The sequence below is a fragment of the Selenomonas sp. oral taxon 138 str. F0429 genome (genome assembly GCF_000318175.2).
Classification (GTDB): Bacteria; Bacillota; Negativicutes; order Selenomonadales; family Selenomonadaceae; genus Centipeda; species Centipeda timonae.
On sequence record NZ_KB290929.1, the window covers coordinates 138,495 to 157,486 of the forward strand.

At 58.8% G+C, this 18,992-nt stretch carries 18 protein-coding genes and 1 tRNA gene; 3 read left to right on the forward strand and 16 right to left on the reverse strand.

Features of this window, described 5'->3' with window-relative positions; all coding sequences use genetic code 11:
- The first annotated feature begins 51 nt into the window (after positions 1-51).
- Genes trkA through HMPREF9163_RS01305 form a run of 3 tightly spaced genes read left to right on the forward strand, consistent with a single transcriptional unit; the run spans position 52 to position 4,295 of the window.
- Positions 52-1,401: a Trk system potassium transporter TrkA gene (gene trkA / locus HMPREF9163_RS01295; protein WP_009439814.1), complete on the forward strand. Its 1,350-nt coding sequence runs from the start codon at positions 52-54 to the stop codon at positions 1,399-1,401.
- The gene (locus HMPREF9163_RS01300) at positions 1,401-2,840 is read left to right on the forward strand and encodes a TrkH family potassium uptake protein (protein WP_009439815.1); all 1,440 of its coding nucleotides are present in this window, start codon (positions 1,401-1,403) and stop codon (positions 2,838-2,840) included. The genes trkA and HMPREF9163_RS01300 overlap by 1 nt, the downstream gene beginning before the upstream one ends.
- A 6-nt stretch (positions 2,841-2,846) precedes the next feature.
- Positions 2,847-4,295, forward strand: a complete 1,449-nt coding sequence (locus tag HMPREF9163_RS01305; RefSeq protein WP_009439816.1) for a TrkH family potassium uptake protein — start codon at positions 2,847-2,849, stop codon at positions 4,293-4,295.
- 62 nt (positions 4,296-4,357) lie between these two features.
- Here the strand turns inward: HMPREF9163_RS01305 and HMPREF9163_RS01310 are convergent, their stop codons facing one another.
- From HMPREF9163_RS01310 to ispE, 16 genes are all read right to left on the reverse strand, one after another.
- On the reverse strand, positions 4,358-4,891 hold the full coding sequence (locus HMPREF9163_RS01310; protein WP_009439817.1) for an NYN domain-containing protein: 534 nt from the start codon (positions 4,889-4,891) through the stop codon (positions 4,358-4,360).
- Entirely contained in the window at positions 4,884-5,684 is an 801-nt protein-coding gene (gene rlmB / locus HMPREF9163_RS01315) for a 23S rRNA (guanosine(2251)-2'-O)-methyltransferase RlmB (protein WP_009439818.1), read from the reverse strand. Before rlmB ends, HMPREF9163_RS01310 begins: the two co-directional genes overlap by 8 nt.
- Before the next feature lie 16 nt (positions 5,685-5,700).
- A complete protein-coding gene (thyX, locus tag HMPREF9163_RS01320; RefSeq protein ID WP_037345592.1) occupies positions 5,701-6,339 on the reverse strand; it encodes an FAD-dependent thymidylate synthase in 639 nt (212 codons plus the stop codon).
- Positions 6,329-6,829, reverse strand: a complete 501-nt coding sequence (locus HMPREF9163_RS01325; protein WP_037345594.1) for a Mini-ribonuclease 3 — start codon at positions 6,827-6,829, stop codon at positions 6,329-6,331. The genes thyX and HMPREF9163_RS01325 overlap by 11 nt, the downstream gene beginning before the upstream one ends.
- A 3-nt stretch (positions 6,830-6,832) precedes the next feature.
- Entirely contained in the window at positions 6,833-8,260 is a 1,428-nt protein-coding gene (cysS, locus tag HMPREF9163_RS01330; protein WP_009439821.1) for a cysteine--tRNA ligase, read from the reverse strand.
- Positions 8,261-8,270: 10 nt separating this feature from the next.
- The gene (cysE, locus tag HMPREF9163_RS01335) at positions 8,271-8,993 is read right to left on the reverse strand and encodes a serine O-acetyltransferase (RefSeq protein WP_009439822.1); all 723 of its coding nucleotides are present in this window, start codon (positions 8,991-8,993) and stop codon (positions 8,271-8,273) included.
- 165 nt (positions 8,994-9,158) lie between these two features.
- On the reverse strand, positions 9,159-9,458 hold the full coding sequence (locus HMPREF9163_RS01340; protein ID WP_009439823.1) for a late competence development ComFB family protein: 300 nt from the start codon (positions 9,456-9,458) through the stop codon (positions 9,159-9,161).
- 29 nt (positions 9,459-9,487) lie between these two features.
- Positions 9,488-12,157: a hypothetical protein gene (locus tag HMPREF9163_RS01345; RefSeq protein ID WP_009439824.1), complete on the reverse strand. Its 2,670-nt coding sequence runs from the start codon at positions 12,155-12,157 to the stop codon at positions 9,488-9,490.
- 127 nt (positions 12,158-12,284) lie between these two features.
- Positions 12,285-12,359, reverse strand: a tRNA-Arg gene (locus HMPREF9163_RS01350).
- 30 nt (positions 12,360-12,389) lie between these two features.
- Positions 12,390-13,094 (reverse strand): hypothetical protein, encoded by a 705-nt coding sequence (locus HMPREF9163_RS01355; RefSeq protein ID WP_009439825.1) that lies wholly within the window; start codon positions 13,092-13,094, stop codon positions 12,390-12,392.
- 23 nt (positions 13,095-13,117) lie between these two features.
- The gene (locus tag HMPREF9163_RS01360) at positions 13,118-13,810 is read right to left on the reverse strand and encodes a Crp/Fnr family transcriptional regulator (RefSeq protein WP_009439826.1); all 693 of its coding nucleotides are present in this window, start codon (positions 13,808-13,810) and stop codon (positions 13,118-13,120) included.
- Between the two features lie 37 nt (positions 13,811-13,847).
- Entirely contained in the window at positions 13,848-14,711 is an 864-nt protein-coding gene (locus HMPREF9163_RS01365; RefSeq protein WP_009439827.1) for an NAD(P)/FAD-dependent oxidoreductase, read from the reverse strand.
- A gap of 64 nt (positions 14,712-14,775) precedes the next feature.
- Positions 14,776-15,729: a ribose-phosphate pyrophosphokinase gene (locus tag HMPREF9163_RS01370; RefSeq protein ID WP_009439828.1), complete on the reverse strand. Its 954-nt coding sequence runs from the start codon at positions 15,727-15,729 to the stop codon at positions 14,776-14,778.
- A 150-nt stretch (positions 15,730-15,879) separates the two neighbouring features.
- A complete protein-coding gene (gene glmU / locus HMPREF9163_RS01375; protein ID WP_037345599.1) occupies positions 15,880-17,244 on the reverse strand; it encodes a bifunctional UDP-N-acetylglucosamine diphosphorylase/glucosamine-1-phosphate N-acetyltransferase GlmU in 1,365 nt (454 codons plus the stop codon).
- 27 nt (positions 17,245-17,271) lie between these two features.
- Positions 17,272-18,009 (reverse strand): GntR family transcriptional regulator, encoded by a 738-nt coding sequence (locus HMPREF9163_RS01380; RefSeq protein ID WP_009439830.1) that lies wholly within the window; start codon positions 18,007-18,009, stop codon positions 17,272-17,274.
- 15 nt (positions 18,010-18,024) lie between these two features.
- Positions 18,025-18,888, reverse strand: a complete 864-nt coding sequence (gene ispE, locus HMPREF9163_RS01385) for a 4-(cytidine 5'-diphospho)-2-C-methyl-D-erythritol kinase (protein ID WP_009439831.1) — start codon at positions 18,886-18,888, stop codon at positions 18,025-18,027.
- Between the last annotated feature and the right edge of the window lie 104 nt (positions 18,889-18,992).

The window sequence follows — 18,992 nt, forward strand, 5'->3', positions numbered from 1 at the left end:
CTATGGTATACTTCTTTATATTTCATTCAGTATACGCAGGAGGGACTCATTGTGCGGATCGTAATCGCAGGTGCGGGGAGGCTGGGCTACAGTATTGCGGCGCTGCTCTCGGAGGAGGGCATGGATGTCGTCGTGGTGGACGGCGAGGAGAGCCAGCTTGAGGCGGCAAAGACGACGCTCGACGTGCTGACGATCGAGGCGAATATCGCAAGCCCGCTCACGATGAACGACCCCGACATCAAGAGTGCGGACATCCTCATCGCTGTGACGGAGAGCGACGAGGTGAACATTGTCGCCTGCGTACTCGCAAAGAAGCACGGCATTACGCACACGATCGCACGCATCCGTGACATGAATTTCACCGTAGAGGCGGGGCGCTATCTCAAGGAAAATTTTGACATTGACCTCGTGCTCAATCCCGAACTCATTACGGCAAACGAAATCAATCGCATCCTCATGACGCCCGCCGCGCTCAATGTGGAGGATTTCGCACAGGGCAAGGTGCGCCTTTTCGAGACGCGCATCCGCCGCCGCTCCGCCATTGCGCGCACGCCGCTGAAAAGTCTGAAGCTGCCGCACGGCGTCCTCGCAGGGCTGATCTTCCGCGATCACCGCATGGTTATCCCGCACGGCGACGACGTATTCCTGCCGGGCGACAACGCCTACTTCATCGGGCTGCCCGACCGCATTGAGGAGTTCAGCCAGAGCCTCATGCAGAGCGACACGCACAAACTGACGCGTGCGGCGATCATCGGCGCGGGACGCACAGGGCGTGCGCTCGCGCTCATGCTCGAACGGCAGGGCGTGCAGGTAAAGGTGATCGACCGAGACCGCGAGCGCTGTGAGATGCTCGCAGAAAAGCTGACGGCGGGGCTTGCGATCTGCGGCGACGGAACGGACATCGACCTGCTGACGGAGGAGGGCGTCGCGGAGGCGGATGTCATCGTCTGCCTGACGGAGGACGACAAGCTGAACCTGATGCTCGCACTCCTCGCACGACACCTGTCAAACAATAAAATCAAGACGGTCGTGCGCGTCGACCGCAACGAATACATCGACCTCATGGAGAAGGTTGGTGTCAACATCGCCCTCTCGGCGCGCCTGCTCTCGGCGAGCGAGGTGCTTGCCTACGCGCGCGGCGGCGACGTGACGCGCGTGACCCTGCTCGAGGGCGCGCGTGCGGAGGCGCTCGAGGTGATCGTCAGCAGCGGCGCGCCGGTTGTGGGAAAGAAGCTGATGAACGCAAATCTCCCGCGCGAATGCCTCGTCTGCGCCTATGTGCGCAACGAGGAGGCGGCGATCCCGAACGGCATGACGGAGCTGCTGCCGGGCGACCGCGTGATTCTCTTTGTGCTCAAAAGCTTTGCGAAAAAAGCACTCGCCTATTTTGGAGATGACTGATGCGTTTCGATCTGTTCTGGGTGCTCATGGGGCGCACGGCATACGTCTTTGCTCCGCTGTACCTCATCCCGTTCGCCTACGGCTTTGCCTACGGCGATTCATTGGCGGGATCATTTCTCGCGCTCGGCGTGCTCGCGGCGATCCTCGGCATGGTATTCGGCAATATGGGGCGCAGCCATATGCGCCAGCTCTCAGTGCAGGAGGGCACACTCTTCCTCCTTGCCGTCTGGTTCCTGCTCGCCGTGCTTGGGATGCTGCCGTTTCATCTCGCGGGGCTGCATCTCTCGCCCGCAGATACATTCTTCGAGTGCATCTCGGCGCTCACAACGACTGGCATGACAGCGTTCGGCGACGCTCTGCCGCCCTCCCTCCTGCTATGGAGAGCTCTTATGAGCTGGTTCGGCGGGCTGCTCTTTATCGTGATTCTCGTGACGGTGCTTCCCGTCGTCAGCGGATGTTTCGGCGTGGATTTCAACGTGCGGCAGGCGCGCTTGTTCAGCCCGCTCTGGAACCGCATGACGCGCCCCATGCGCGAGATGACGCTGCTCTACATCGCCATCACCGCTCTTTCGGTCGGCATCTATCTGATGGCGGGCGATGATATTTTCACCGCACTGATTCTCGCACTCTTTACGATTGCCTCGGGCGCAGGTCCTATGACGGGAGGTGTCCCTCCGAGTCCCGATCTCATGCTCGGCGCGGGACTCGTCGCGCTGCTCTCGGCACTGCCACTCCTCACGCTTTGGCAGCTCATCCATCGCAGATCCGGCACGATACTCACACGGCATATGGAGCTGCGCGCGTTCTTCCTGCTCTTTCTCGCTGCGGGCGTGCTGCTCTCCATCCCCTCTGTGCTGCACGGCGCGCGACCGATCGCAGAGGCGCTCGGCTACAGCTTTTTCTACGCGATTTCCTTTCTCTCGACGAACGGACTCATGTTGCAGGAGGCAGCCCCCTTTCACACGAGTGCAGCACTGCTGCTCATCCTGCTCGCCATCATCGGCGGCTGCATGGGCTCTGCAGCGGGCGGCTTTCGCATATCGCGCGTTCTCGTCCTCATCTCGCTTGCGTGGTCGGAGCTGCTGCGCACCCTGCACCCGCGCATGGTGCTCGCCGTCCGGCAGGGCGGCGAGGTCGTGCCCCTGCACTCTGCGGGACGGATTCTCGTGCTTGCCTTCTTCTTTGCCGCCGTCTTCTCCGTCAGCAGTCTCCTCATTGCACTTGCGGGACTGAGTCCCATCGAGACGATCACGCTGACGGTCGCCTGCCTGACGACGACAGGCGGCGTCGCCTCGCTCGCACATCTCGACACACTCGCCGCGCTGCCCGTCTGGACAAAGGTTGTCTGCGCCCTGCTCATGATCCTCGGACGCATCGAGATCTTTGCGTTTTTCCTCCTCCTCGGCGGACTATTCGAGGACAAAGGGCACAGGTGGTAGAAAACGATGAACATCTATACGGTCAACTATATACTCTCGCGCCTCTCGTTTGCGATGGCGGGTGCGCTCGTAATCCCGCTCGTCCTTGCCATTGCAGGTGATGAGCCGAGCCGAGAGGCGTTCATGCTCTCCGTCCTCGTCAGCGCATTCGCAGGCGTCGGCTTCCGCCGCTACGGACGTCGTGCCGAGGAGCTGACGGCACGCGAGGGCATTGCCATCACGGCATTTGGATGGTTCACGGGCACATTTCTCGGAATGCTCCCCTATCTGCTCGGCAATTATCTTGGCTTTCTTGACGCGCTATTTGAATGCATCTCGGGCTTTACAGGGACAGGCGCAACCGTATTTGCTTCGCTCGGCAGTCTCCCGTACAGCATCCTCTTCTGGCGCATGATGACGGCGTGGATCGGCGGTCTCGGCATCATCGTCATCTTCATCGCGCTCCTGCCGCAGTCGGGTGCGAGCACGATTTATATGTACAACGCCGAGGGCGCGGGGCCGACGACAGACCGCGTGATGCCGCGCCTGCGCGATATGACGATGGCACTTTTCAAGATCTACCTCGTGTTTACGGCGGTGACGACGGGCATCTTCATGCTTTGCGGCGTGGATTTCTCCGTTGCAATCACGCACGCAATGTCTACCATAGGAACCTGCGGCTTCTCGACCTATGACGACAGCACGATGCACTTTCACAGCCTCGCATTCGAGCTGTGGACTGCCCTCTTCATGTTCCTCGCAGGCGGCAGCTTTTCGCTCTACTATCGTGCGTGGGTCAAAGGGCCGTCCGTCATCCTGCGCAATACGGAGTTTCGCACCTATCTCTCGATGATTCTCATCGCGATCCTGCTCATCGCCCTCAACCTCATCATCGAGATGGGAATGGATACGGACATGGCTGCGCGCGCCGCTGTCTTTCAGTCGACATCGCTCTCGACGACAGGCTTTGTCTCGGCAGATTTTGAAACGTGGCCGACGTTCTCGAAGCTCCTGCTGCTCCTCCTCATGCTCATCGGCGGCTGCGCCGGCTCGACTGCGAGCGGCATCAAGGTCGCGCGCATCATCCTCCTCGTACGGAATGCGCGCGCCGTCATCCTGCAAAAGCTGAACCCGCACCGCGTCATCGACATCTCACTGGGCGGCACGCACGTGGACAGCGCCATGCTCCTGCGCGTGGGAACATTCTTCTTTCTCTACCTCGCAATCATCTTCGTCACGGCATTCCTCCTCACGATGGATGGGCTGCTGCCGTTCGACGCGGTCGCCGTCGCCATCACAACGCTCGGCAACATCGGCCCCGCCTTTGGCATCGTGAGTGCGACCTCGACCTATGCACCACTCTCGGACTTCGTAAAGGCGATTCTCTGCCTCTCCATGCTCCTCGGCCGCCTCGAAATCTTCACCCTGCTCATCCTCCTGCGCCCTTCCTTCTGGCGCAAAACGAAGCGGTGGTGAGATCGGCGCACACAAAAACGGGACTGTTCCACGAGTCAAAGCGACTTCGTGCAGCAATCCCGTTATTTTTTTCGTCTCATTTCTTCGAGCCGTGCGAGTGTATCACGGTCAAGCCGCTCATGAACTTCAATCCGCCCGAGGGGCTGCATATGCGCGCCGATGTATTCCGTTTTCATCAGCTTCTTTGCCTTCTTCACAGAGCGGCGCAGCTCCGGTGAGGTGATGCGGTAGGCGCCCGCACCGAGGATGACGCTCTGCTCCGCGCCGTCCGAGGTGACGACGTGTACCTCGCGTCCCGCGCGCACCGCCGTGTAGGCAAGGCGCTCGATGCAACTGTCCGCTGTCTCACCTGCCCCCGTATAGATCACCTTCATGCGATCGGTGACCTGCAGCTCGTGTTCCTCGTCCTCGGTAAAGAAGGCGTCGAAGACAATGGTCATCTCGTAGTTTTCAAACGCACCGTACTCCGTGAGGATGTGCACGAGGACATCGCGCGCCTCATCGAGGTTGCCGCGCAGACGGATCAGCTCCGGCCATGCGTTGATGACGTTGTAGCCGTCGATGAGGTAGTACTCGGACTCCCGCTGCCTAGCCATGCTGTGCCGCCTTCGCCATGCGCTGACGCAATGCTTCGTACATCAGGATCGCGCCCGCAACCGAAGCGTTGAGCGAGTTGATCTTGCCGCACATCGGCAGACGCACGGTAAAGTCGCAGAGATCACGCGTGAGGCGGCTCATCCCCCGCCCCTCGCTGCCGATGACAAGTACGAGCGCGCCCGTGAGGTTCGCGCGGTCATAGGTCTCCTCACCTGACATATCCGCGCCCGCAATCCAGAAACCCTGCTCCTTCAGTGCGCGCATGGTCTGCGCGATGTTGCCGATGCGCGCAACGGGGACATACTCGAGTGCGCCCGCCGAAACGCGCGCTACCGTCTCCGTGAGCGGGACGCTGTGACGGCGCGGCAGGAGGATGCCGTGCACCCCCGCTGCATCCGCTGTGCGCAGGAGTGCACCGAGGTTCTGCGGATCCTCGATACCATCGAGCAGGAGCAGGAGCGGATCCTCTCCTCTCTCTCGCGCCGATGCGATGATCTCCTCGACTGCGACGTAGGCAACGGGTGCGACGTAGGCGAGTGCCCCCTGATGGCGCACACCTTCGGGCACGGCAGCATCCAACTTGGAGCGGTTCACGATGTCCAGTGTGATGCCGTGCTCACGCGCGAGATCGCGCAGCTCGCGCACAGAGTTTCCATGCAGCCCATCTGCGAGCAGGATGCGGTTGATGCCGCGCCCCGCCTTGATCGCCTCTGTGATGGCGTGGCGACCGGCAAGGATGTTCGAGGGGCGCTCGTCCACGTGCTCCTCAGCGCGATGCTCTGTCCGTTTCATATGTGCTCCCTCACTCTCAGCCGCGCGGGATGAATCGCGTGAGCCACGGCTCCTCTGCAACGATCAGATCGCGCATACAGAGCATCATCTCCTTGATCTCCCACTGTGCGCCAGGCGTCAGCACACGCTTTTCATACACGTCCATAAAGGAGCGCAGGTTAAGCGTCGTGACGAAATTCGTGCACGCCCCGCCCGGCAAAACGAAGCGCGCATCCTGCTTTGCAACGCCAAGCGCGAGCAGATCGTCGTACGCCGTCTGAATCTCGCGCATACACGCCATATAGCGCGCATATGCCTCCTCATTTGCGGCGATGGTCTCCGGGATGACATGACCAAACAGCCCGTCCGCCTGCTTTGCGGACTGCTCGGAGACATAGCGCTGACTCTGCACGCTGAGAGACACGCCGATGCGATGGCGGCTGTACTGCGCGAGCAGGGTGCGTGACACGTCCTTGACGGCAAACGTCATGGAGCAGTGTTCCACAACCGAGAGATGCTTGCTCGTCATGATGCGTTCAAGGAGGCGCAGCATCTCCTCCTCGGTCTTCTCCTCGGCGAGCAGTTCGATCGGCGAATCCGCGCTATAGCACGTCCGCGCCGCCGTCCAGCAGGTTTTGAGGTAGTTCGGTGTCTTTGAGATCAGTTTAATTTCCATCATGTTGCTCCCGCTGAATATTCTCCATCATCTCTTTTGCGATGATCTGAAATGCCGCCTCCGTAATCTCCTCGAGCCTCTCCCGCTCTCCGCGAATGTAGAGGCTGCCGAGCAGCGCCTCAAAGCCCGTGCTCGTGTGATAATCGGCTACGGACGCACTGCGCGGTGCGTGGCTCTTCGTGTTGCGCGCGCGACGGTAGATCGTCTGCTCCTCCTCCGTGAGCATCTCCGAAATGCCGCGATAGGCGCGTGCCTGCCAGAGTGCAGAGACAATCTGGGCGCTGAACGCGTGGAGTGCCTGCACCTGTGCCTGTTCGTACGAGAGGAGCCGCATACGCACGTAGAGGTGAAAATAGGCATCGCCCACATAGGCGAGGACGAGTGGATGCACGCTCGCGGCATCCACATCCTCGTAGCGTGTGCGGATATTCCCCGCCTCATCGGGCAGGAACATCATGCGCACAAGATGCTGAAACCGTTCAAACTTCACGCACTACGCTCTCTTCCAGCGCACGCCCGTCGGCGTATCCTCAAGTACAACACCCGCCTCCTTGAGCCCATCGCGGATTTTGTCCGCAACTGCCCAATTCTTTGCTGCGCGCGCCTCCTGTCGAATGCCAATGATGAGCTCCATCAGTGCGTCGGCAAGCCCATCGTCCGCAGCCGCCTCCTCCTGCTCGAAGATCCCGATGATCTCCGCCATCGCATGATAGGCGTCCGCTGCCTTCTTGAAGTTTGCCGCATCGTATGCTGCACCGCGCTCCACCTCCTGATGGTAGCGGTTGATCTCCTTTGCAAGGCCGAACATCTGACTGATGGCAAGCGCTGTATTGAAGTCGTCGTCCATCGCCGCATCGAAGTCGCGCAGGAATGTCTCCGCCTGTGCCGCAAGCTCCGCCGCCGTATCCGATGCGCCCTCGCGAGCGGAGAGATCCGCAATCACTGCATTTGCATTGCGCAGACGCTCGAGCGCCGTCTGCGCCTCACGCAGGCGCTCGTCACTGAAATCGAGCGGGCTGCGGTAATGCGTCTGCAAGATGAAGAAGCGGATGACCTCGCCTGGGAACTCCTTGAGGATGTCCTTGACCGTGAAGAAATTGTTCTTCGACTTTGACATCTTCTCGTTGTCAATCGTGATAAAGCCGTTGTGCAGCCAGTAGCGTGCAAACTTCTCGTCGCCGTCAATGCACGGCTCCGCCTGTGCAATCTCGTTCTCGTGATGCGGGAAGATGAGGTCGTTACCGCCGCCGTGGAAGTCAAACACCTCGCCGAGGTATTTCACGGACATCGCCGAGCACTCGATGTGCCAGCCGGGACGCCCCGCGCCCCACGGACTCTCCCACGAGGGCTCGCCCGGCTTTGCCGCCTTCCAGAGCGCAAAGTCCATCGGGTGCTCCTTCGTCTCGTTGACCTCGACGCGTGCACCCGCCTCCATATCGTCGAGGCTGCGCCCGCTGAGGCGGCCATAGTGCGCGAACGCCTCCACGCGGTAGTAGACATCGCCCGCCTCTGTCACGTACGCATAGCCGCGCGCAATCAGCGTCTCGATCATGCGGATGATGTCCTCCATCGTCTCGGAGACGCGTGGGAACACATCGGCGCGGCGCACGTTGAGCGCATCCATCGCCTTGAAATAGGCGGCAATATAGCGGTCGGAGATCTCCTTCCACGTCACGCCCTCGCGGTTCGCGGCATTGATGATCTTATCGTCCACATCCGTGAAGTTCTGGATGTAGCGCACCGCATAGCCTTTGCGCACCAGATAGCGGCGGATGACATCCCATGTGACGAAGGGACGTGCGTTCCCGATATGCGGATCGTTGTATGGCGTCACGCCGCAGCAGTAGATGCTGACCTCGCTCGCACGCAGTGGGTGAAATTCTTCCTTTTTTCGCGTCATTGTATTGTAAACGGTAAGCATGATACTCCCCCTATTTCCGTTGTTCCAGTTCCGAGAGGCGTGACTTCAGCGCCTCAATCTCCTGCCGCATCTGCTCGATCATCTCTGCCTCTGGATCGGGCAGCATATCGTGATCGAGGTCGACATCCAGCTCGCTCGCAAGCTCCTCCGCACTCTCCTCACATTCGAGTGATAGTTCGCGCGCACGGTGGAACTCCGCCTCCGTGCGCACGCGCTGCCCATTCATGACAACGATGCGCCCCGGAATGCCGACGACGGTTGCGTGCGCGGGCACGGGTCTCAGCACAACGGAGCCGGCGCCGATCTTCGCATGATCGCCGACGGTGAACGAGCCGAGCACCTTTGCGCCCGAGGCGACGACGACATTATTGCCGAGCGTCGGGTGACGCTTGCCCTTCTCCTTGCCCGTACCGCCAAGCGTCACGCCTTGATAGAGCGTGACATTCCTGCCGAGCTCCGCCGTCTCGCCGATAACGATGCCCGTACCGTGGTCGATGAAGAGGCCTTCGCCAATCGTCGCGCCCGGATGGATCTCAATGCCCGTCAGGAGACGACCGAAATTGGAGATCAGTCGAGGGATGAGCACCCAGCCGCGTTTATAGAGCGCATGCGCAATGCGGTGCAGCCAGATGGCGTGCAGCCCGCCGTAACAGAGCAGCACCTCAATCGTACTGCGCGCCGCAGGGTCGCGCTCAAAGACAACGCGGATATCACGCTTTATCCTCGCGAACATAACAGCTTCCTCACTCCCGAAACAACAGACACACAGCAAAAGAAATGCGCCCGCGCCTCTTCAGAGACGCCGACGCGCAGATCGCCTTTGATTTCTTCCTTATTTTAGCAAAAAAACACGCGCTTGACAAATTTTATCTGCGCGTGTTTTTTCATATAGGAACTGCTATTGCCGCAGTCCCTCTTCGTTTCGTCCGTGATGCGGCTGACCGCCGACAATCTGCATTGCGCGCATGGTCTCGGTCAGCACCTCCACCTCATACTGGAGTTCCATGCCCTCAACGCGCTGCAGGACATCGCCCTTATGGGTGGAGACGTAGCGCGGCGGGAGGTTGTTCAGCGCAATCATCATCATATCCGTACGACAGCGATCACACATGCAGATTTCGGGATACTGTGGTGCCAGGCGATTCAGCATATATGCAACGGCATCCTCCATATAGTTCTTAAACGGCAAGTGCTGCATCACGGATCTCCTTTCCGTTGAGAAGAGGGTCAACCAAGACGGACTGTGTAGATCGTACCCTTGTAGGTCTTTGCCGCCAGAGATTTCTCCGTGGCAACGGTGTATTCGATCGTATTCGGAGACTTCTTGCGGATGTAGACGCCGACCTCATCATCGTCACTCACGTCCGCATCGTCGATCATGCAGCGCACCATGCGCACCTCTGCAGCCTTCATATGCCCCTTCAGTGCGCGTGGCTCCTGCGTATAGTAGAGCTCGAATTCATCCTCATCCGCGTAGGTGAAGTACGTCCACACGCCGTAGTCGACGCGCGCATCGATGTCCACCTTGAAGCAGCCGCGCTCGTTCAGGCTGCCGAGGAAATACGGGAAGAGGAGTTCATCGTGCTCGTCCACATTCTTGTTGATGATCTTGACATCCTTTCCGCCCTTGCGGCAGCGCAGGAGTCCAAACGCAACACCCGTCTTGCCCGTGCGTAGACGGTCAAAGCCGTCGTGAAGAAGCTTTTTCTCCTTCTCCTCATCCTCCATGCCAAGCGGCAGATAGAGACGGAAGGGTGCATCCTTGCTCTGTGTGGGAAACGCCTTGGCATTTGCCTCCGGCTTCTTGCCCGCCGCATCCGTCTTGTCGGCGGGATGATCGGGCGTCAGTTGATGCAGTGCCTTAATCTGACGTGCGATGTACTCATCGAAGAGCTTGCGCACCATCGGCGCCTTGCAGGAGTTGCCAGCGAGGAAGATGTGGATCTGGCGCACATCGCGCCCCTTGAAGGCCGCCGCCATCGCCTGGAAGAAATTCTCAACACCACGGCGAATGCGATCCTCAAGTGTCCGCTCCAGTTTGCGCACGTCAATATGCAGACTGATCTCTGCGCGGTTCCCCGCGTTTCCCGTCTTCTCTGAGGAGAACAGCGTGATCTTCGTATCGAAGCTGTCCCCCGCTGCAAACTCCTCATAGCCCTCACGCCGCTCCCAGAAGGGACGCAGGCGCTCGGCGAGGATCTTGTTGTTGAGATGCGAGGCCGCGTCACGGGTCTCACGCACGAGCGCCTCCGCCCCTGCAAAAGTCTCGCTCTCGGGCGGCAGGGCAAAGGTGATCTTGTGCTGACGCATCTCCGCGAGATTGTCCTTGAACACCTCGTAGGCGAGCAGCTCGAGGATGTTCTCGCCGCCGAGATACATGTCGCTGCCGAAACCAAACTGCTCGATGACGAATTTGCGCCGCCCGTTCTCGGGCACATACTCCACGCCAAAGTCAAAGTCGGTTGTGCCGCCACCGAAGTCGAAGACGCCGTACGCGACTTCCTCTCCCACGCGCTTCGGCTCGAGCCCGTATGCCTCGAGTGCGCTGATCGCATATGCCGCCGGCTCATTCGCGCCGTCGTAGACACGGAAGCGCCGCATCATCTCGGGATCGTCCAGCAGAGCCTTCGGCAGTGTCTTTCTGAGACCGCGCTCGAAGCTCATGCGGATATGCTCACGTACGCTCTTCTCATACCCCACAGGGAAGGAGAGGATGTAGTCGAGATAGATGTTGCGGTGCATATTGTTGATATAGAGACCAAGATAGTAGGCATAGATCTCAATCGGGTCAAACCCGCCCGCATCGAGCGGCTGCGTCTCCGCATACGGCTTGACCTCCTGGATGTAGCCGCGCCTGTCCTTGAGGATCGGTGAGTTCGCCGTGTCACGCGTCCAGCGCTTGAGTTCGCTGAACACGGAGTAGTAGACGGCGATGCCTTCCGTGGACTGGCGCTCAAAGATTGCATCCGCCGCCTGATGGGACGCCGTCACCTGTGCCCACTCCGTATAGGGACGTCCCTCGCGCGCGCGATAGAGCTGCTTAAACTTCTCGATATCGATCAGCTCGATTGCCGTCGGGTTCTCATAGTCCTGAATCGTCGGCTCGTTCTCGTAGTCACCCTTGCCAATGCGCAGAAGGCGTGCCTCGCGGTCACGACAGACGACAACTGTGCTGCGCGTACCGAAGTCAATAGCGCAGGTGCCGTTCATGATGACATCCATCTGCGGCGGGCGCGCCACGAGGAAATCCGTCGACGGCAGACGCAGGCAGACACTGTCCTCACGCCCCTCTTCCGTCAGTTCTTCATAGAGATCCCAATGCCCGAGGCTCATATCCGTCAGGAGACGCTCCGCATAGGGCTGAATGTTTGCGCGCACATGATCCGTATACAGGAGTGCCTTTTTAAACGGCTCAATGGAGAAGTCAAGTGCCACCGAACCCGTATTGATCGCCGTTTCGATCACACTCTGAATATCGAAGGTGATGCCGAAGATCGTCTCTTTGAACCGACCGGCCACAACATCCTCGGCAAAGCGATTATGATCGAAGAGGAGCTGATCCTCCTCAATGCGGATGTAGGAGCGAATCTTCGGATACTCCGCAACGAGGCGGCGCAGGCGCTCCTCCTGCTCATGCGAGACATCCTCTGCGTTGAATTCATCTGCAATCCACTTCAGGAAACTCTGTGCGCCGCTCTTCTCTGTCGCGAGCGAGAACATATACTTCTTGTTGACGATGGATGCCGTCTCATCCTTCAGCTCCGCAATATCCCTACCGATCTGCTGCCCGAAACGAAGCGAACTCTCATAGAAAAACTGCCGGAACGCATCTTTTTTCAAATGTAAGCTGCGCATGAGCACCGGGCGTACCGCTGCCTGCACCTCTTTTCGCGCCATTCATTCATCTCCTAACGAAAAAATAAAATTCCCTTCCTGTAAATATTCTTCACAGTCCATCAAAATCCTTTTTCAGTTTTTCCTAATAAAAAAGTCCTGCGGAAATTCCACAGGACAGATTTACATATGGTGCGCTCGGCGGGAGTCGAACCCACGCTTTCAGCTCCGGAGGCTAACGTCCTATCCACTGGACTACGAGCGCAAGGCACTTTGCATTATAACTGAAAACAAATTATTTGTCGAGCAGTTTTTCATCGTCCTCCTGCTCTCCGCCGCGCTCTCCTGCCTCCTCATGTGACGAAGAAACAGGGGCAAAGTAGCGGCGGATGAGCCCAACCTCATCGCTGATAAAGAGAGCGACAGGAGACTCACGGAGCATGACCAACTCCAAAAGGCGCGCCTGCTCGGCGGGATTCCGCTCCTTCATCGCCGCAGGATCGGCTGCAGCTCGTGTGAGCGTAATCGCCTTCTGCTCGGCTGCGGCATAGTCATTCGTCTTTGCCAGAATAACGGCAAGAGGATCATAGACGCGGTTCGAGAGCTCCGTCGGCGGCGCATTCTGCTCGATGCGCGCGCGCAGCTCCTGCGTGTCCCGCTCGAGATCCACAAGGCGCACGTAGGTAATCTCGAGATCCGTCTCTCCCTCCTTCGCATCGGAGAGGATCTGATGATAGCGCATCCAGTTGCGGTCAAGTTCTGCGATCTGTTTCTGATATGTACCCCACCATGGCGTGAAAAGCTCCTGCTCCCGCGCAATGGCAGCGCGTTCCTCGAGCGTCAGCGGCTCCGGTGTACGCTCTGCTGTCTGTATGCGAAAGACAATGCCGCCCAGTACGATGAGCAGGGTAACAAAGATCAGAAAGACCCTCCGCGGCAGATAGCGAAACAGAATGATGAGCAGCAGGATGACAAGGATCACCAAGATATAGATCAGCATGAACTCCTCCGATCAAACATGAGTCAGGCGCCTGCACGCTCCTTAAGTGCCGCACGGTTCAAGATGTGGATGCAGCCTCTGGAGGTCTGCACCAAGCCCTCCTGACTGAAATCGCGCATGAGGCGACTGACGACCTCACGAGCCGTACCGAGATACTGCGCCGTCTCCTCATGGGTCAGGCGGATCTCATCGCCCGCCGTACGCGCCGACTCTGTGAGCAGGAATTTAGCAAGCCGCCGCTCAGCCGAAGTGAAGAGCATCTGCCGGAATTTCCACAGCATTTCGGACAGGCGCACAACGGCGCGCTCATAGGCATGCGCACGCACTTCGACATTTGCACAGAGAATTTCCCGCACGGTCTCTGTATCCGAGACAAAGAGCTCCGTATTCTTGGTCGCATCAATAGCGATGTCGTAAGAAATGGTTCCCAGAAAGGACGTACTTGCAAGAAGGGCAACATCTCCGTCACGCAGAAAGTAGAGCGTGAACTCGCGCCCCTCCTCCGAGAGGATGTAGACGCGCAGCGTACCGGATATGATATGCAGGGTTCCCGCGCGTTCAAGCGCGCCGCGATGAACAGACGCCCCCTTTTTATAGCGGACGAAACGCGTATCCGAGATCAGCTTATCCCGCTGCGCAGCAGTAAGCCCATTCCAGAGATCAAATTGATCGATATAATCCCGAAAATGACGGTCTTCCACAATATGCGCCTTCATATCCGTCCCCCCTTTTTTCTTCTCTCCCAGTAAGCCTCTATCCCTTACGCAGATACCGCACGGCGGCAAGCCCCGCCTCAGCGCCCTCATAGACCGCCTTTGCAATTTGCAGGAGGCCGCCCGTACAATCTCCCGCCGCATAGACGCCGGGGACATTCGTCTCCATATGCTCGCCCACAACAATTTTCCCGTCACTGAGCACGACGCCAAGTTTGCGCGCCAGCTCCATGCTCCCCGCCGTCCCAATCGCCATGAAAATGCCATCCACATCCATGTCCGTATCATCATCGAAGACGATGCGCTGCACGCGGCGTACCCCCTCGATGCGTACAATCTTCTGCGTACGTACGGAAATTCCGTCCGGAACCACAACGGATGGTTCCTCCCCATTGGTCAGCAGGGAAAGCTGTGCAGCATGAGGTCGCAGGATCTCCGCCTCATGTAGGGCATAGTCCCCCGCGCCGATCACAGCAACGCGTTTGCCGCGATAAAAGAAGGCATCACAGATCGCGCAGTAGCTGACACCGCGACCCTCGAACTCTCTGAGTCCCAGGATGGAGAGTGTCTTGCGCGGAACACCTGCTGCAAGGATCACAGCATCCGCGTCGTACGCAGCGCGAACCGTCTCAAGGCAAAAGCCCTTCCCCCCGTCCGCAGGCAGGATCGCAAGCACCTCATCCGTCTCAAAGCGGACACCAAGACGCTTTGCTCCCGCAATTCCACGCTGCTCTAGCTCTGCGCCGGAGATCGGCTCAGCAAAGCCGTAGTAGTTCTCAACCCACTCCGCAGCAGCGAGCCCGCCCGTCCCCTTCGTGATGACGGTCACATCCGCACCGCCGCGCCGCGCATAGAGGGCGGCAGATATACCCGCAGGACCGGAACCGATGATGATGACGTGCATGACTTACTCCTATGAAAAAAGAGACGCTCCTTAGACGTCTCTTTCTCTGTCTGTGGGAACTTGCTTAGTGATGATTGAAGAGCAGGCTCACCGAACGATGGCTTTGGATACGCACAATGACATCCGCAAGGGACTGTGCGAGCGAAAGTGTGACGAGTTTATCGGACTGCTTCTCCGGCGGAAGCGGGATCGAATCCGTGATGACAAGCTGGTCAATCACAGAGGCATTGAGCCGCTCAACCGCAGGATCGCTGAGGATCGCATGGGAGCAGGCCGCCAGCACGCGCTTTGCACCGCGCTCCTTGAGTGCCTTTGCTCCCTCGCAGAGAGAACCTGCCGTATCGACAATATCGTCGATGAGGAGTGCTGTCTTCCCCTCGACCTCACCGATGAGGTTCATGACCTCTGCACAGCCCGGACAGGGGCGGCGCTTCTCGATGATGGCGATCGGCGCATGGAGGAAGTCCGCCATGATGCGCGCACGCGTGACACCGCCAAGGTCTGGCGAGACGACAACCAGATCCTCGATTGCCTGCTCACGGAAGTAGCTCGCCAGCACAGGTGCTGCAGCAAGATGATCCACGGGAATATCAAAGAACCCCTGAATCTGCCCCGCATGGAGGTCGACCGTCACAACACGGGTCACCCCCGCTGTCGTCATGAGATTTGCAACGAGCTTTGCCGAGATTGGCTCACGCCCGCGCGTCTTGCGATCCTGACGCGCATAGGCATAGTACGGGACAACCGCCGTAATGCTGTGTGCAGATGCACGCTTGCACGCATCTGTGAGAATCAGCAGCTCCATGAGGTTGTCGTTGACGGGAAAGCTCGTCGACTGGATGATGAAGATATCCTTGCCGCGAATGCTCTCCTCGATCATCACCTGGATCTCGCCGTTGTTGAACTGCCCGACGAAAGCCTCGCAGAGCGGTATGCCGATACGTTCCGCAATATCCTTTGCCAACTGTGGATTGGCATTCCCCGTCAGGATGCACACGTTGTCGGTCGGAAAACTCATCTCTATGTTCCTCCTAAAAACCAGATGCGTCACTATAAATAAAATACACAATAACTATCTATAGTATAACACGCACGCTAGTTTTTTGGAAGAGCGTCCCCTGTCTTTTTCACAGTGCTGTGAGCCATTCGGGGGAATCATATACGAGTCTCATTTTCGTTTGTCAATCCAGCCCTCGATCTCCTTCTGACGCGCGCGCGCCACGGAGAGTGTACCTGTGGGTACGTCGCGCGTGATGGTCGAGCCGGCGGCAACATAGGCGCCCTCACCGACCGTGACCGGTGCAACAAGGTTCGAGTTGCAGCCAACAAAGGCATTGTCGCCGATATTGGTACGGAACTTCTGCTTCCCGTCGTAGTTGACCGTAATCGTGCCGCACCCCATGTTGACGTGCGCGCCCATGTCGCAGTCGCCGATGTAGGAAAGATGGGGCAGCTTCGAGCCCTCGCCGATGTTCGAGTTCTTGACCTCGACGAAATTGCCAATCTTCACGCCCGCGCCGATGTGGCTGTCCGGACGAATGTGGTTGAACTGACCAAGATCCACGCCGCTCTCAATCTCAGCATCATGCGCATAGACATAGTGTGCCTTGACATTGTCTCCAACGACCGTGTTCTGGAAGCGCACATTCGGCCCGATCACGCAGTCCTCACCGATCACCGTGAGCCCCTCGAGGAAGGTGAACGGATAGATGACCGTGTCCATGCCGACGCGCACCTCCGCGTCGATGAACGTCGTATGCGGGTCGACGATCGTGACGCCGTCCGCCATCAGCTCCTCGACCTTCCGGCGGCGCAGGATGCGCTCCGCCACGGCGAGCTGACTGCGCGAATTGATGCCGAGCGTGCTCTCGTAGTTGTCCGCGACAACCGCCCAGATCTTCTCCCCCGCATCACGCAGAATGCTGAGGACATCGGGGAGATAGTACTCACCCTGTGCATTGTCATTCGTCACCTTTGAAAGCGCTGCAAAGAGCGCCTGGCCGTCAAAGCAGTAAATCCCCGCATTAACCTCGTGAATCTCACGTTCCTCCGGCGTTGCATCCTTGTGCTCGACAATCTTCAGCACCTCACCATTATCGCGGCGGACGATGCGTCCATACCCCTTTGCATTCGGCATGATTGCCGTGAGTACGGTCGCCTTCGCGCCCGCCTGCACATGTTCCTCATGGAAGCGCGCCAAAAGCTCCGCCGTCAAAAGCGGGGTATCGCCGCAGAGCACCATGATCGTCCCATGCTCGCCCGCAAGCAGATCCTTCGTCTGCAGAACGGCATGCCCCGTCCCCAGCTGTTCGCGCTGCTCCACATACTCCACACTGTCACCGATGCTCTCGCGCACCACATCGCCGCCAAAGCCCGTGACCACGATATTGCGCCGTGCCCCCGCTGCATCCGCCGCGTCAATGACGTGCTGCAGCATGGATTTTCCTGCCGCACGGTGCAGGACTTTCGGCAGCTTTGACTTCATGCGCGTCCCCTTACCCGCTGCCAGGATAACCGTTATAAAATCCAACATTATGCTCCTCCCGTTCTCCGGAAGCACCTACTCGGCGTCTTCCTGACTCTTTTTCCCCTTGCGTCTCACCAAGGTGGTACCTGTCTTTTTTTCCTGCTCCTCAATGGCGTAAAGCAGGGTCTTCTCCGAATTTTCCATGTGTCTCGCACCGACCTTGCGTGCATGGCGCGCGTCGCCCGAGCCGATCGCATCCACGATCGCACGATGTTCCTCAAGGGTTGCCTTGAGTCGCCCCGGGTACGACATCGAAATCGTACGGAACCGCGTGAGCTGCTCGCGCAGATTCCCAATGATCGCAAGCAGACGCTCGTTGCGCGCTGCCTGATACAGAAGCTCGTGGAACTCGATATCCGTGCGCACAATACGCTCCATATCGTGCTCCTCGATGGCGCGTCCGATACCGACGAGGAGTCGCTCCAAACGCTCCTGCTCCTCATCGGTGATCCGCTCCGCCGCAAGTTCACAGGCAAGTGCCTCGAGTGCAGCGCGAATCTCAAAGATCTCATTGATGTCGCGAATGGATACGCTCGCTACATACGCACCGCGCCGCGGCACGGTGACGACATAGCCCTCCTGCTCGAGCTTGCGTATCGCCTCACGCACGGGCGTACGGCTGACGAGCAGTTCGTCCGCGAGATCGTTCTCCTTGAGCCATTCGCCGGGCTTTAAGATCCCGCTGCGAATCGCATCACGCAGCACCTCACAGACAATTTCACGAAGCGGCTGGTAGCTGTTGACAACAACTGGCGATAATTTTCCCTGCATGATGACTCCCTCTGTCTATTCCCCGTATTTTCCGGCCGTGCACGTCAGGTGTACCGCTGCATCCGTCTCAAGGCGGAACGCCTCGGCCGCCTCCGCAGCCGCACGTTCCTCTGCAAAGAGTCCGAACACGGTCGGTCCGCTGCCCGACATCATCGCACATAGTGCACCGTGTTCACGCATCCGCGCACGATAGTCGGCAATCACGGGATGTGCCGTCTCGGTCACAGGCTCAAGCACATTGCAGACAAGCTCTGCGCAGCGCATGCGATCGCCGCGTTCGAGTGCCTCCAAAAATGACGCATTGTCCGGATGAAATTCGGGCGGATGCGCGTCGTAACTGCGGTACGCCCACGGTGTCGACACAGCGACGGGCGGCTTTGCGAGCACAACATGAGTCATAGGAAAATCCGGAAGTGTCTGCATGACCTCGCCGCGCCCCGTCGCAAGCACCGTGCCGCCCATCAGGGCAAATGGGATGTCCGAGCCAAGCTGCGCACCGAGCGCGCAGAGCCGGTCATCGGAAAGTCCGAGTGCATAGAGTTCGTTCATGCCGCGCAGCGCAGCCGCCGCATCGGCACTCCCTCCCGCAAGCCCTGCAGCAACAGGGATGCGCTTCGTGATCGCTATGTGAACCCCGCCGCGCAGACCGCACTCCCTCATAACGAGAGCTGCCGCACGATGGGCGAGGTTGCGCTCATCCGCCTCCAGCCCTGGAAGATCCACGGTCAGCGTGATTCCCTCCTCCTGCCGCGTGAGCGTAAGCGTATCTGCGAGTGCGAGGGACTGCATGACCGTCGCAATCTCGTGATACCCGTCATCCCGAAGTCCCAGAATATCGAGCGTCAGATTGATCTTCGCCCGTCCGAGAATCGTTACCATAGGAAGCCTCCATTGCTCCGAAGAAAATTGATTCGTGCCGCTTCGCATATCATCAGTCTTTCCTTCTATTTCCAGATTAACAGGATTTTTAATTATATTCAATA